Origin of the sequence: Pseudoalteromonas sp. GABNS16E, from assembly GCF_028598715.1 — a bacterium.
Lineage (GTDB): Bacteria > Pseudomonadota > Gammaproteobacteria > Enterobacterales > Alteromonadaceae > Pseudoalteromonas > Pseudoalteromonas atlantica.
In genome coordinates, this window is the sequence record NZ_JAQREZ010000012.1 from 1 (window position 1) to 13,507 (window position 13,507).

The window sequence follows — 13,507 nt, forward strand, 5'->3', positions numbered from 1 at the left end:
GACTGTTATCAAAACGCATTAGCAGAGCGTATTAATGGGATATTAAAGCAAGAGTTTTTACTGTATAAATGTCGCAATATGACAGAGTTAAAACAGCTCGTTGAAGAATCGATATTTATATACAATGCAATGCGACCGCACTTAAGTTTGGATATGAAAACACCAAATCAAGTGCATAAAAAAGACCTGGCGCTTTCGCACCAAGTCTTTCATTAAAACCGTCAACCTATTTCAGGACGGGACAAAGGTATTTGCTGATTAATCAGTCACAACCTCTGGGTTACTGACTAATAACATACGCCCGCGTGCAGCTAAATAAGTAGCTACTTGGAGCTGCATTTCAGCGTTTGCTGCTGCACTGCCCTCAACAGTTGCCGCTTGGGCGTCGTCTTGTGCTGGCGTTAAAATTGAGCCATGGTGCCCTTTTGTAAATTTCACCAAATAACTCGCCGGGGTTTCACTTAGTGCTTGTGAAGTGCTTACTGTTTCAAGCCCCATTAATGTTGCTAACGGAATTGTGCCCGATATAGGGTTATTTGCTGCCGCTGGCGGAATAACTTGGTCTGGTTTGTTATCTGCACCATCGCCTACAACTACATTAGTGTATACAGGTGTACCTAATGCATTTACCGCTGCTGCGTAATTTGTTGGGTCTCCGCTATCAAGTGCTGTTTGCGCTGCAAAAGCAAACTCGGTCATTACCGCTTGAATGTTAGCAAGCTTTGTAGTTTCCCCTGCCGTAGTAAGTGAGGTTACATACGCCTGATAGCCACAAGTTAAAAACGCTTCCATATCTGGTAATAATGTACCACAGTTTGAAATAGCATCCGCTTGTAAAAACTCGTTAAACTCTTGCGATTCTGCTGTACCCGCTTGCGACAATACAGAGCCTTGAATAAATGGCCCAAACGCAGCCGATTCAAGTAAAAAGCTTGCTATACCGCCACCGCCACTGGCAAGTGCTACCGTGTTTACCTTAAATAATGGGTCAACTGTATCTGCAAGCGGAGTATTAGCCTGAGCTATAAATGCAGGTGCAACAATAGAGCCTAAAGAATGCCCTACATAGGTTACATCTTGTGCATTAATTGTCTCATCATTAATAAAGTTTAAACCTAAGCGTAAGCCTAATAAATCTGCTGATGATTGACGCAAGCTATCACGAGCCACTAACAACGAGTTTAAGTTCATGTAACTTAGTACTGAACCTGTTGTCGCATTAAAGTCATCTGTCCCATCAGCATCAACATCTACACCACGCTCACCATGGCGAGGATGGTCAATCGCCGCTGTGGCAAAACCTTGAATTGAAAGTTGTGCAGTTAGCGCCAACATGCTTTCTTTGTCTGTTGTTATACCGTGTTGCATAATAACAACTGGCCAGCCAGTTTCTGGCATTTCAATTGGATCAAGACCTTGTGAATCACGAATAAAATTAATAACCGGTAAAATAGGTTTGGTTATTTGCACTGGCACATTCGCCATGCTTTGCACTTTAGGAATTGAGTTATACTTAGTTAAGTGGCGCGTAGTGTCTAAACCTAAATCACGCAACTGTCCGTCACTTAACGCAGCACAAAGCCCATCATTATCGCTAATTGGCTCTGCAGGGAAAGCTTCGCCAGCTGCAGCTTTGTAACCTAAAACAGCTACCGCGTTGTCACACATACCTTGCCAATATGTATCATTTAAATCACTTATTTCAGTGCCTGTTGGGGTGCCTAAATACATAGGTAACATAACGCTACCTTTTAAATATTGCACACCAGAGAACGCATCCGATACGCTAACACCCGCAGCTGCAAAGACTTGCTGCACATTTACCATTGCTTGTTCAGGTACACTTACCATTGGTGTTGGCAAAGCATCATTTTGTAAGCTAGCTGCCAGTAAGTTTTTAATTGTGCCAAGCACAGGACCTGCTGATTGAATGGTCATAGCAGCAGAAAATATAATATCATCTTTTGTAATATCACCTGAGCTTACAACCACATTCTCATAGCTATTTACTGCCGCTTGAAGACCAAGCTGAGCATCTGTAATCAATGGCGCTTCTTCACTTACAGAAGCGTAAGTAGAAGAAGGCTGAATAGAACGCCCTTGAGAGTCTTTTAATCCAGTGGTTAATACATTTATGTAAGAACTTCCTGGTGTGAAAGGTTTTAATGGGATAATAGCAACTGCATCGCCAGAGGCTTGAGAAATGAAGTCTACGCCGTAGGTTAATTCACCTACCAATTTACACGCTGAACCAGCTGTAACAACAGCACATTCTGCGTCAGTTAAGCTTGCGCCCATAACCACTTCAAAAATTCTTACTGTACCAGGCGACGCTGCAGAGGTTTCATCAAGCGATACGCCTGTAGGGAAAGTTAAATCAATTTTGTAAGGCACTTGCGATGACCAGCCATCTAACGCACCTAGCGCTAATTGCGGATCTGCATAAGCAGTGCGAGGCACAGAGACGTTCTCATCGTCTAATTCACCTGGAATATTAATTGTGCCGTCTTGAGTGCCGCTCATTAATAAATCGTTAGGGACAGATAAAACCCCATTCGCAGGGTCAAAGGTCACCGTGGCATTAGGTATTATGGTTGCAGTATCGTTTTTAACATCTTCTAATGTTTCTCCGCCGCCACAACCTGCTAACGCAGCTGTAACCGAGAGTGAGAGTAGCATTTTTTTCATATTGTTGGCTCCGCACATATCTTTATTTTTATAGTGTGTTCGTTCAAAGTAAGTGTGTTTAATCAGTGTAGTAAAGTTAAAACAATGTAATCAGTTTATTAATGAGACATTAGACCAGTTAAACTTAACGTAAAGTTTATAATTCCGCCACCTAAATTTTCAATAAATTCGATTACTTGACGATTTGCTATGTTAAAATCAAAAAAATTTTATAAATTGGTATTTATATGCAAACTTATCAAGCAACTCCAAATGCACTTCAAAATAAAGTAATTTTAATTACAGGTGCCGGCGATGGTATTGGCCGCGTAGCAGCAATTACCTACGCAAAGCATGGCGCGACAGTTATTTTACTTGGTAAAACAACAAATAAGCTCGAATGCGTTTACGATGAGATTGTCAATGCTGGTTACCCTCAGCCTGCTATTGTGCCAATGGACTTAAAAGGCGCGACAAAACAAAACTACCGCGATTTAGCAGCCACAATCGAAAGTCAATTTGGCCGATTAGACGGCTTATTAAATAATGCCGGTATTTTAGGTTCGCTCGGGCCACTTGAGCACTTTTGCTCTTCTACATTTGAAAACATCATGAAAGTGAATGTTACTGCGCAAGCAATGATCACCAAAGCGCTATTCCCTGTGCTGCGTAAATCAGAAAATGCCTCTATTGTTTTCACTTCATCAAGCGTTGGCCGTAAAGGGCGTGAATTTTGGGGGCCTTATGCAATATCTAAATTTGCAGTTGAAGGCATGATGCAAACATGGGCCTGCGAAGTAGGTAAAACCAATATCCGTGTAAATTGTATAAACCCTGGCGCAACGCGTACCTCTATGCGCGCATCAGCGTACCCAGGGGAGGATCGCGATAAGCTTGCTACCCCAGAAGATTTAATGCCAACGTATTTATATTTAATGAGTGATGACTCGAGCGATGTAAACGGTGAATCTCTCGATGCGCAACAAAAAAAGTAAACTACATTTTTAATAATAAAAAAGCCGCATACATTGCGGCTTTTTTGTCGATGATTTTTTGTAATTAGACCAATTCGCTTGATTAAATTATCTATTTTAAGGCTAGAAAAACGTGTTGATCGCTAGGCAAAAAATTCGCTATTTAGCTGTGCTAAATGAGCATTTTTTTACCTAGGTAGCGACACGTTTAGCCCCGCAAAATGATTAAGTATTATTACGGGTTAGTATTACTTACGCTTAGTTTGCTTAACACGTTGGTTATGCTTTTTAACCGCTTTACGAATTTGGTTAATTTTAGCACGCTTGTCTTTGCGTTTTTCAGGCATAACCGACAGTTTAGTTTGTGTTTCGCGGCCTAATTTAACGGTTTTGCGTAAATAGTTAACGGTTTCTAAATCAAGTTCAGCCCAACCACCTTGAGGAAGGCGCTTATCTAGCTCTAATTTTCCGTAACGAATACGAATAAGGCGCGATACTTCTACATCCTGAGATTGCCATAAGCGGCGAACTTCGCGGTTACGTCCTTCGTTTAGGGTTACATTGTACCAGCGGTTAATGCCTTCACCACCCAGTGATTTAACCGTTAAAAATTTAGCAGGACCATCTTCAAGCTCTACGCCACGCGTTAGGTTTTTAATGGTTTCATTGGTCACTTCACCAAATACACGGGCTGAATATTCACGCTCAACTTCATAACTTGGGTGCATTAAGCGGTTCGCTAACTCACCATCATTGGTAAATAACATTAAACCTGCCGTGTTAATATCTAGTCGACCAACAGCAATCCAACGCTCACCGTCTATGCGTGGTAAACGGTCAAAAACAGTACGACGTCCTTCTGGGTCTTTACGTGTACTTAACTCCCCTTCTGGCTTGTTGTACATAATTACACGACAAATACGGTCGGCTTTTTCTTCAATTTTTACGCTGTGGCCATCAACACGTATTAAGTCTGTTTCCTCAACACGGTCACCTAATTTAGCCACTTTACCATTAACACTAACGCGGTTTGCATCAATGTATTTTTCCATTTCACGTCGTGAGCCTACCCCTGCACGGGCTAGGACTTTTTGTAACTTTTCACCTTGAATACTCATTCGGATGGTTCTCTCACAGAAGGATCACTTAATAACTGGTTTATTTTACTTTCCTGTTGCGCTGGCAATGCAGGGAGTTCATCTAGACCGGTTAACGAAAAATAATCTAAAAATAATTTTGTTGTTGCATAAAGCGCTGGTTTACCAGGTACTTCTTTATGCCCTACTACTTTAACCCACTCTCGCTCAAGGAGGGTTTTAATAATTGCTGATCCGGTTGTTACACCTCGTACTTGCTCCATTTCACCACGCGTTATTGGTTGCCTGTAGGCAATTAACGACAATGTTTCTAGTAGTGCGCGAGAGTACTTAGGTGCCCGTTCTTGCCATAAATTACTAAGCCAAGGGCTTAAACTACTACACGCTTGAAAGCGATAGCCACTGCCTACTTCAACTAGCTTAATGCCACGTGTTTGATAGTGGGTATGTATAGCGTCTATTGCAGTGTTAATTCGTGACATTGAAATAGCTAAATCAGCCAATACAGTATCTTTTAAGTGGCGTTTGCTAAAAGGTTTGTCTGCGACAAATATAGCCGCTTCAATGATCTCAATTAATTGTTCATCACTAATTCGACGACCCGCCATAATATTTTGCTTTGCCCTTTAAAATACGTAGCCATCTATTATGACAGAACATCGCAAAAGGGGGAAAATATATCTGCTTTTAAAACAAATTAAATGCACAAAAAAGCCAGCAATTAATGCTGGCTCTTATGTGTAGCGTATTTAGCTAATATTAGCTGTTTTTATAATGCTTTAGTGCATCATCTTCAGCAACGGCTTTACCGTATTTGCTAATGTAGCCTTTAAACTCACCTTTACTGATGCGTTTATCATTGTTGCCATCCATGTAACCAAAATGGTTTGAAATATCATCATCGTCAGCTTCTTCTACTGAGATGTAACCATTTTTGTCGTTATCTAAACTTCTAAAATCATTTTCGATTTTATCAAATTTAGCTATTTTAGCTTTAAATGCCGACTCACTTACTTCGCTGTCAGTCGCTACCTTACCGGTATTTAACTGCATGTAAGTGTTAAATTCTTTACGACTGATCTCGTTATCCATATTGGTATCAATATTTGAAAAGTGGCCCCAGATGCTATCGTCATCTGCTTCTACTTTTGAAATATAACCATCACTGTCGTTATCTAAACTTGCAAAATCGCTATCGATTTTTTCAAGGCCTTGGTTTGAGGCACATGCGGCTAAACTTAACGAAGCTAAAATAGTTGTTGCGAGTGTTAACTTTTTCATAAGACGTATCCTTGTAGTTAGTAAATGTCACTTTAACTAATACAAGTCCAATGCCAAAGTGCACAAGCCGCCAACAATCAATAAGTTACGTGTATTTAGCTTGTTTTATATACATTAATCAATTACTTAGCTTTGCAATGATTGCTGCATACCTTGTAATTTTTGCAAAAAAATACCCAGTACAAACTGGGCATTATTTTAATCTACATGTTACCGCGCAATTAGATTGCTGCGTTTTGGTAACGCTTTACAAATTCAGTTACGTTTTGTCCGTTACACTTTAATGAGTTTAAGTTACCAATTTTTTGGCGAACAGGCGCAAGGCCTTGCTTTAACGCTGTGATACATAACTGTGTTTCTTGGTGTGCATCTTTTGCAAACACTTCAACTTTTGATTCAGCAGCTTGGTTAGACGTTACTTTTTTAGCAATGTCGCGAATATCTTGACCATTACATAAAACACTTTTAGAAAAACGCGATAAGTATACACCGTGTTGTGCTGCTTCTTTACGCGCTGCGCTAAAGCCTTTATTTGCACTTAATACACATAATTTAGATTCAAGTTTATTATCTTGGCTAAAGTAAGTGTTGCTTTTTGCTGATACAGACGCAGAGGCTAATAAAGCAGTAGCTAAAAGTAATTGTGTTTTCATGAGAGAGATCCTATTTGAACGACTAAACAAGTAATTTTTGCGCATTATATATTCAATAATTACGAGATCAATTGAATTTTTTATTTATTTAAATAATTAATAAAGCATTTACAATGTTTAAACTTTACGCACCAATTGATCAACATTTGCGCAGCCATTTTCTCATTTCGAGCATGTTATGTAGGCTTATTTGCTGATACAATTTAGTTATAAAAAACAGAGTCTAATTAAAGGTAAATTTTATGAAGGTTATTTCTTTCAATATCAATGGTCTGCGAGCTCGCTTACACCAGTTACAAGCAATTATAGATAAACACCAGCCAGACATTATTGGTTTGCAAGAAATTAAAGTTCATGATGAGGCGTTCCCTCTCGAGGACGTACAAAAAATGGGTTACCACGTTTATTTTCATGGTCAAAAAGCGCACTACGGTGTGGCAATGTTATGCAAAAATGAGCCTAAATCGGTCTTAAAAGGTTTTGCCAGCGACACTGAAGAAGCACAAAAACGCATGATAAGTGTGACAGTTGAGCAAGAAAATGGCCGCGACCTAACGGTAATGAATGGTTATTTCCCACAAGGCGATAATATAAATCACGAAACAAAATTCCCTTATAAGCGCCAGTTTTACAAAGATTTAATGACCCATTTAGAAACAAACCACACGCCCGATGAAGACGTTATCGTTATGGGCGATATCAATATTTCGCCCACCGACTTAGATATTGGTATTGGTGAAGTAAACGCTAAACGCTGGCTTAAAACAGGTAAGTGCTCGTTTCAACCAGAGGAGCGCGAATGGCTTGCTAAATTATTAAATTGGGGCTTTAAAGATACCTTCAGAGAGCAAAACCCTGAAACAAGCGACAAATACTCGTGGTTTGATTATCGCTCTAAAGGGTTTGTAGATAATCGTGGCCTACGCATTGATGTTGTACTTGCTACCCATGCCCTTGCCGAGCGCTGTATTGATACCGGCATAGATTACGAATTACGCGGCATAGAAAAGCCCTCTGACCATGCGCCTATTTGGTCAACCTTTAAATAATTGCTATGTTAACGCTTAAAATGCAAGGGCTACTTTGGGCCCTTGTTTTAATTATTACCTTTATAAGCGTAGAAAAAAACACCTATAAAGCACTTTATAATACGCCTGCACGGCAAATAGGGGTGCTTGCGTGTGCGTTAGTATTTGCCATGTTATGGCAAATTAAAGCGGGTATTTTAAGCGGTCTTGATTTACACATTTTAGGTGTAACTGCCGCAACGCTAATTTTAGGGTGGCGCCTTGCTATTTTAAGTAGCCTGCTAGCCAGTGCCCTATTGGCGGCTTTTGCAAACATTGATCTTAATCTTTTGCCCATGCAAATACTGTTTGGTGCATTTATTCCTACATTATTAAGCTACCTTGGCTTTATAATGAGTTATCAGTATTTACCGCGTCACTTTTTTGTTTATATTTTTGTGTGCTCTTTTATATTGGCAGGCTTTATTGCATGTCTAAAAATAAGCTTAGGGGCTTTGTTTTATTTGCTTATAGGGCAATATAATTGGCAAGAATTGGCAGATAATTACGTATACCTAAGTGCTATCATTTGGTTTCCTGAGGCAATCCTTAACGGTATGGCCATTACGCTTTTGATCACTTATCGGCCACACTGGGTCAAAACTTTTTATGATAAGGACTACCTAGACTCATGAGTCTGCAATACCAATGCCCTTTATGTAACCACGCACTTTTAAAACATAATTCATCACTTCGATGTGACAATAATCACACCTTCGACTTTGCCAAAGAAGGCTATGTAAATTTATTACCGGTGCAACACAAAAACTCAAAGCAACCGGGTGATTCGCTTGAAATGGTACAAGCAAGGCGTGCTTTTTTAGAGCAAGGCTTTTACGCATTTTTACAGCGCGCATTAAGTAATATGATTAGTGAGCGTAAACCAAGCGTACTAATAGATTTAGGCTGCGGCGAAGGATTTTATACTCATGCCATTGCCGATAAAATAGAGGCGCAGGTATACGGCGTCGATATTTCTAAATCAGCCGTAAAATATGCAGCAAAGCGATACCCACAATGTCATTTTAGCGTTGCATCAATTAGCCAAGCGCCTTTTAAGTCAGGCACTGCTGAAGTATTGCTGAGTGTTTTTGCGCCTTTGTTTGAGCAAGAGCTGGCGCGTTTAGCAGCGCCAAATGCCACATTAGTAGTTGCAAGCCCTGGGCCGTGGCATTTAAAAGAGCTTAAAGAATATATTTATGCAGATGTAGCAAAACACACTGAAATTGACACGCCAAGCGGCTTTATAAAAGCAGATCAAAAGCTCATTACAGAGCAGGTTACGCTTAATTTTTCAGATATTAAAAATTTAATAATGATGACACCATTTGCGTGGAAATTTAGACCTGAACATTGGCAAACTCTTGAAGAAAAAGGCGCCCAAAGCGTCACCCTATCGTTTTACATTACTGAGTTTAGTAAAGCCGATTGATGTTTTAATAACGAGTGTTTGTGAGGAAATTACTGATAGGGTAAATTGAGTTAGCTCATATGCCAGAGGGAGTGTTATAAATAAATGGAGCAAAGCGTGCGCTCTGCTCATACAGTTATAGATAAACGCGCTCTAAAATTGCTCTTTAGTAAACGCTTTATCCATTTTATCAAACATGTCTTTTAATAAGTGTGCAAGTTCCATATAACGGGGCTTGTTTTCGCTTATTTGGGCTTGGTAGCCATTTGCCACCATTTTGGTATATAACTCGTTGTACCATTTTTGCATGCTCGGTTCTAATGGTGTTTCTGCTCGCTTACCTAACCAAAACAAGCCTTGTAACGGCAACGATAAAAAAAACAATGCACTGGCAATCGCTTGCGGTAAAAAATCGGGGCCTAAATAGTTAAGCTGAAAAAATAACGTAAGCATGGCTAATATTGGCATTACAGTAATTGCCAGCTCGGTTGCCTTAATTACTTTAAATTCGTTAAACAACGGTGCTAACTCTTTACGCATAGGCCATTTTTTTGCATATGCCCTACCCGTTTGTAATTGTGACATCACACTTTTTTGCATCATGACTCCTCACATCTAAACTTTTAAACCCGTAGCGCCTGCTTGCCACTGCCTGTAAGTGTAACACAAATAAATAGCTTCACACTTTAGCAGTAAAAGTTATTGTTTTTGTATATATAAGCAACTAAACACTAAACTAAATTTATTAACTGGGTTAAAATACTCATCTTATAAATTAGACTTTAGTCGCTTTTTTATCACCTATATGGTGGCTAAGTTTACCTTTAATTTGCACCTTAAGTGTATTGTTCATATCTTAACGTACACTTACTAAATTTATTGTTTATGGAAACTGTATCTATGCCAACTACGCCCTCTAAATCACAACACGTTTTAGTATTAAACTGTGGTAGTTCGAGTTTAAAATTTGCCATTATTGATGCTGATAACGGTCATGAAATTATTTCGGGCTTAGCTGAACGCCTAGGTTCAGAAAATCCATCTATTAAATATAAATACCAAGGTGATAAAACCGTTATCACCTTAGCTGCTAATCAAGCGCATGGTGAAGCCATTAATACGCTTGTGAGCCTAATTAAAGATCACCACTTAGATGAGCATTTAATTGCCGTAGGCCATCGTGTTGTTCACGGTGGTGAGCACTTTACTCAATCTGCATTAGTAGATGAAAAAGTCATTGCGGGTATTTCAGATGCTTCAAGTCTTGCCCCTTTACATGGCCATGCAAACTTACTGGGTATTTCATCAGCGCAGGCTTCGTTTGCTGGTTTGCCACAGGTTGCTGTTTTTGACACTGCATTTCATCAAACCATGGATAAAGTAGCTTACTTATATGCACTCCCTTACAAGCTATACACAGAGCACGGTGTTCGCCGTTACGGTATGCACGGCACAAGCCACTATTATGTAGCAGGCCAAACCGCTAAATTAATTAATAAGCCTGTTGAGCAAAGCAATTTTATTAGTGCGCATTTAGGTAATGGTTGTTCTGTGTGTGCAATTAAAGGCGGTAAAAGTGTAGATACTAGCATGGGCTTAACCCCGCTTGCTGGGTTAGTAATGGGCACCCGCAGTGGTGATATCGACCCTGGTTTATTTAACTTTTTAACGACACAACTTAATTATGATGCAAAACAAATCGACAACTTACTGAATAAAGAAAGTGGTTTGTTAGGTATTAGTGAACTGTCTAACGACTGCAGAACCATAGAAGAAGCCGCTGTAGCTGGCCATGAAAAAGCCGCCCTTGCACTTGATATTTTTTGCTACCGCCTTGCTAAACAAATTGCCGCCTACATGGTGCCATTACAGCAATTAGATGCGCTTATTTTTACCGGTGGAATAGGCGAAAACTCAGATATTATCCGCGAAAAAGTAATCACACAACTGGCGTTTTTAGGCTTAGATTGCGATAAACAAGCCAACTTAGATGCGCGATTTGGTAATGAAGGCATTATTAGCTCTGACAACGCGACCACGAAAGCGGTTGTAATGCCAACTAATGAAGAATGGGTGATTGCCCTTGATGCCGCTAACATAGTGAAGGAGCTTTAATTATGGCACGTCGTATTATGTTAATTCCGGTTTCTACGGGTGTAGGTTTAACATCTGTTTCTGTCGGGTTAGTGCGTGCGCTTGAGCAAAAAACCGTGAAAGTTAACTTTTTCAAGCCAATTGCCCAGCCACGTACGGGTGAAACAGGCCCTGAAAAATCAACTCAAATTATTATGCAAGGCTCATCAATTACCCCACCAACTCCTTTTGCATTAAGCTATGCAGAGCAAATGATTGGCGATGGTAAAGGCGATGATTTACTTGAAGAAATAGTAGAGCGCTTTGAAAGTAAAATTAACGATGACGAAGTGGCTATTATTGAAGGTATGGTGCCTACTCGCCGCCAACCTTATGCAGGGCGTGTAAACCGCGAAATAGCCCAAACTCTGGGTGCCGATATTGTATTTGTATTAACCCCTGGTAATTACACCATTACGCAAATTGAAGACCGTTTAGAAATTGCTGCTGGGTATTATGGTGGCATTGATCACCCGCGTGTTTTAGGCTGTATTTTTAACAAAGTGAATGCCCCGCTTGATGAAGAAGGCCGCGCCCGCGCTGATTTGGTCGATTCATACAAAGCAGAAGAGCTCGATAACGAATTAAACCGTTTAGCTTCTTTACCTATTTTTAGAAAAAACCCATTTATGCTGTTAGGCGCCATCCCATGGGACTTTGATTTAGTTGCGCCGCGCGTTAAAGATTTAAGCGCGTATTTAAAAGCCACCATTATTAACGAAGGCGACATGCTACACCGTCGCTTACGCCGTATTACGTTTTGTGCGCGCACCGTATCAAACATTTTGAACCACTTTACACCGGGCGCATTATTAGTCACCCCAGGCGACCGTTCAGATATTTTGGTCGCTGCGTGTTTGTCGGCCATGAACGGCACTAAAATTGGTGCTATTTTACTTACCGGTGGTTTTGAACCAGAGCCGCGTATAATGGCGCTGTGTGAACAAGCAATGCAAACAGGCTTGCCTATTTTAGCCACAGAGGCCGATACTTGGCGTACATCATTACTACTGCATAATTTTAATATGGAAGTACCAAGCGATGATGACCAACGTATTGAAAAAGTAAAAGATCACAACGCAGAATATATCGATTCTGATTGGCTTGATACGCTTGCAAAAAATGTTGGTAAAACACGTAAGCTCTCTCCTCCTGCGTTTCGTTATTTACTTACTGATAAAGCCCGTAAAGCGGCTAAAACAGTGGTGCTTCCTGAAGGAAATGAGCCGCGTACTATTAAAGCCGCGGCTATTTGTGGACAACGTGGTATTGCAAAAACAGTATTACTTGGCGATCGCGATGAAATAATGCGTATTGCCGAGCAACAAGGTATTGAGCTTAACGAACATGTAAGTATTGTTGAGCCAAAATCGGTGATTAACGACTATGTTGCACCTATGGTCGAAATTCGTAAAAGCAAAGGCTTAACAGAAGTCGTAGCACAAGAGCAATTACAAGATAATGTTGTACTGGGCACTATGATGCTTGAGCAAGGTAAAGTCGATGGCTTAGTATCTGGCGCTGTTAACACAACAGCTAATACAATTCGTCCACCGCTGCAGTTAATTAAAACCGCTCCAGGGTCATCACTTGTATCGTCTGTGTTTTTTATGCTGCTGCCCGACCAAGTACTGGTATACGGCGACTGTGCAATTAACCCTGACCCTAATGCAGAACAATTAGCAGATATCGCTATTCAGTCAGCCGATTCTGCAGCTGCGTTTGGCATAGAGCCACGTGTTGCCATGATAAGCTACAGCACAGGTACTTCTGGCTCTGGCGCCGATGTTGAAAAAGTGCGTGAAGCCACTAAAATTGCCCAACAAAAACGTCCAGATTTAATTATTGATGGACCATTGCAATACGACGCTGCGATTATGGAAAATGTTGCTCTTAAAAAAGCACCCAATAGCCCAGTAGCCGGTAAAGCTACGGTATTTATTTTCCCAGACCTTAATACCGGTAACACTACCTACAAAGCCGTACAGCGTAGTGCCGATTTAATCAGCATAGGGCCTATGCTACAAGGTATGCGAAAGCCCGTTAACGATTTAAGCCGTGGCGCATTAGTCGATGACATAGTGTACACCATTGCACTTACGGCTATTCAAGCAGCTCAAGTTGAAGCGCTCGAAAACGCCTAAATCAAACTAGTGCTTTTTATAGCCTAGCTAATATTTACATATTAATTAATTAGTTAGGCTATTTATACCTACCAATTCCC

General features: G+C 40.4%; 13 protein-coding genes. 7 read left to right on the forward strand and 6 right to left on the reverse strand.

All coding sequences use genetic code 11. The annotated features are described in order from the left end of the window. On the forward strand, positions 1–216 hold a 216-nt coding region (locus PSI06_RS07050; protein ID WP_273603309.1), incomplete at its 5' end, for an integrase core domain-containing protein. Positions 217–258: 42 nt separating this feature from the next. Here PSI06_RS07050 and PSI06_RS07055 read toward each other — a convergent pair. After that, entirely contained in the window at positions 259–2,688 is a 2,430-nt protein-coding gene (locus PSI06_RS07055; protein WP_273603310.1) for a VolA/Pla-1 family phospholipase, read from the reverse strand. 227 nt (positions 2,689–2,915) lie between these two features. On the opposite strand from PSI06_RS07055, the gene PSI06_RS07060 reads away from it, so the two are divergent. Beyond that, positions 2,916–3,662 carry a YciK family oxidoreductase gene (locus PSI06_RS07060; protein ID WP_004587787.1) on the forward strand — a complete coding sequence of 249 codons (747 nt, stop codon included), beginning with the start codon at positions 2,916–2,918 and terminating at the stop codon, positions 3,660–3,662. A 227-nt stretch (positions 3,663–3,889) separates the two neighbouring features. On the opposite strand, the gene rluB is transcribed toward PSI06_RS07060, so the two are convergent. The 4 genes from rluB to PSI06_RS07080 form a co-directional block, all read right to left on the reverse strand. Further along, positions 3,890–4,759, reverse strand: a complete 870-nt coding sequence (gene rluB / locus PSI06_RS07065; RefSeq protein WP_004587786.1) for a 23S rRNA pseudouridine(2605) synthase RluB — start codon at positions 4,757–4,759, stop codon at positions 3,890–3,892. Beyond that, entirely contained in the window at positions 4,756–5,346 is a 591-nt protein-coding gene (scpB, locus tag PSI06_RS07070; protein WP_273603311.1) for an SMC-Scp complex subunit ScpB, read from the reverse strand. The genes rluB and scpB overlap by 4 nt, the downstream gene beginning before the upstream one ends. Before the next feature lie 151 nt (positions 5,347–5,497). Further along, positions 5,498–6,019 carry an EF-hand domain-containing protein gene (locus PSI06_RS07075; RefSeq protein WP_004587784.1) on the reverse strand — a complete coding sequence of 174 codons (522 nt, stop codon included), beginning with the start codon at positions 6,017–6,019 and terminating at the stop codon, positions 5,498–5,500. Between the two features lie 221 nt (positions 6,020–6,240). Next, positions 6,241–6,672, reverse strand: coding sequence for an exonuclease III (locus PSI06_RS07080; protein WP_273603312.1), 432 nt, complete (start codon positions 6,670–6,672; stop codon positions 6,241–6,243). 242 nt (positions 6,673–6,914) lie between these two features. On the opposite strand from PSI06_RS07080, the gene xthA reads away from it, so the two are divergent. The 3 genes from xthA to PSI06_RS07095 are packed head-to-tail and all read left to right on the forward strand — an operon-like array spanning position 6,915 to position 9,171. Continuing rightward, positions 6,915–7,721 carry an exodeoxyribonuclease III gene (gene xthA / locus PSI06_RS07085; RefSeq protein WP_248530949.1) on the forward strand — a complete coding sequence of 269 codons (807 nt, stop codon included), beginning with the start codon at positions 6,915–6,917 and terminating at the stop codon, positions 7,719–7,721. Positions 7,722–7,726: 5 nt separating this feature from the next. Then, the gene (locus PSI06_RS07090) at positions 7,727–8,374 is read left to right on the forward strand and encodes an energy-coupling factor ABC transporter permease (RefSeq protein ID WP_273603313.1); all 648 of its coding nucleotides are present in this window, start codon (positions 7,727–7,729) and stop codon (positions 8,372–8,374) included. Next, the gene (locus tag PSI06_RS07095) at positions 8,371–9,171 is read left to right on the forward strand and encodes a putative RNA methyltransferase (RefSeq protein ID WP_273603314.1); all 801 of its coding nucleotides are present in this window, start codon (positions 8,371–8,373) and stop codon (positions 9,169–9,171) included. Before PSI06_RS07090 ends, PSI06_RS07095 begins: the two co-directional genes overlap by 4 nt. 132 nt (positions 9,172–9,303) lie before the next feature. Here the strand turns inward: PSI06_RS07095 and yfbV are convergent, their stop codons facing one another. After that, a complete protein-coding gene (gene yfbV / locus PSI06_RS07100) occupies positions 9,304–9,750 on the reverse strand; it encodes a terminus macrodomain insulation protein YfbV (RefSeq protein ID WP_024034026.1) in 447 nt (148 codons plus the stop codon). Between the two features lie 300 nt (positions 9,751–10,050). Here yfbV and PSI06_RS07105 point away from each other — a divergent pair, with 300 nt between their 5' ends. Together PSI06_RS07105 and pta are read left to right on the forward strand one after the other, a co-directional pair. After that, positions 10,051–11,265: an acetate kinase gene (locus PSI06_RS07105; protein WP_126008737.1), complete on the forward strand. Its 1,215-nt coding sequence runs from the start codon at positions 10,051–10,053 to the stop codon at positions 11,263–11,265. Between the two features lie 2 nt (positions 11,266–11,267). Next, entirely contained in the window at positions 11,268–13,427 is a 2,160-nt protein-coding gene (pta, locus tag PSI06_RS07110) for a phosphate acetyltransferase (RefSeq protein ID WP_273603316.1), read from the forward strand. The last annotated feature ends 80 nt before the right edge of the window (positions 13,428–13,507 follow it).

Bases quoted from the DNA above. Each gene is read 5' to 3' on its own strand.
- PSI06_RS07075 (WP_004587784.1), bottom strand. From the start codon at position 6,019: ATGAAAAAGTTAACACTCGCAACAACTATTTTAGCTTCGTTAAGTTTA.
- PSI06_RS07055 (WP_273603310.1), bottom strand. From the start codon at position 2,688: ATGAAAAAAATGCTACTCTCACTCTCGGTTACAGCTGCGTTAGCAGGT.
- pta (WP_273603316.1), top strand. From the start codon at position 11,268: ATGGCACGTCGTATTATGTTAATTCCGGTTTCTACGGGTGTAGGTTTA.
- PSI06_RS07105 (WP_126008737.1), top strand. From the start codon at position 10,051: ATGCCAACTACGCCCTCTAAATCACAACACGTTTTAGTATTAAACTGT.
- PSI06_RS07060 (WP_004587787.1), top strand. From the start codon at position 2,916: ATGCAAACTTATCAAGCAACTCCAAATGCACTTCAAAATAAAGTAATT.
- rluB (WP_004587786.1), bottom strand. From the start codon at position 4,759: ATGAGTATTCAAGGTGAAAAGTTACAAAAAGTCCTAGCCCGTGCAGGG.
- PSI06_RS07080 (WP_273603312.1), bottom strand. From the start codon at position 6,672: ATGAAAACACAATTACTTTTAGCTACTGCTTTATTAGCCTCTGCGTCT.
- yfbV (WP_024034026.1), bottom strand. From the start codon at position 9,750: ATGCAAAAAAGTGTGATGTCACAATTACAAACGGGTAGGGCATATGCA.
- PSI06_RS07095 (WP_273603314.1), top strand. From the start codon at position 8,371: ATGAGTCTGCAATACCAATGCCCTTTATGTAACCACGCACTTTTAAAA.
- PSI06_RS07090 (WP_273603313.1), top strand. From the start codon at position 7,727: ATGTTAACGCTTAAAATGCAAGGGCTACTTTGGGCCCTTGTTTTAATT.
- xthA (WP_248530949.1), top strand. From the start codon at position 6,915: ATGAAGGTTATTTCTTTCAATATCAATGGTCTGCGAGCTCGCTTACAC.
- scpB (WP_273603311.1), bottom strand. From the start codon at position 5,346: ATGGCGGGTCGTCGAATTAGTGATGAACAATTAATTGAGATCATTGAA.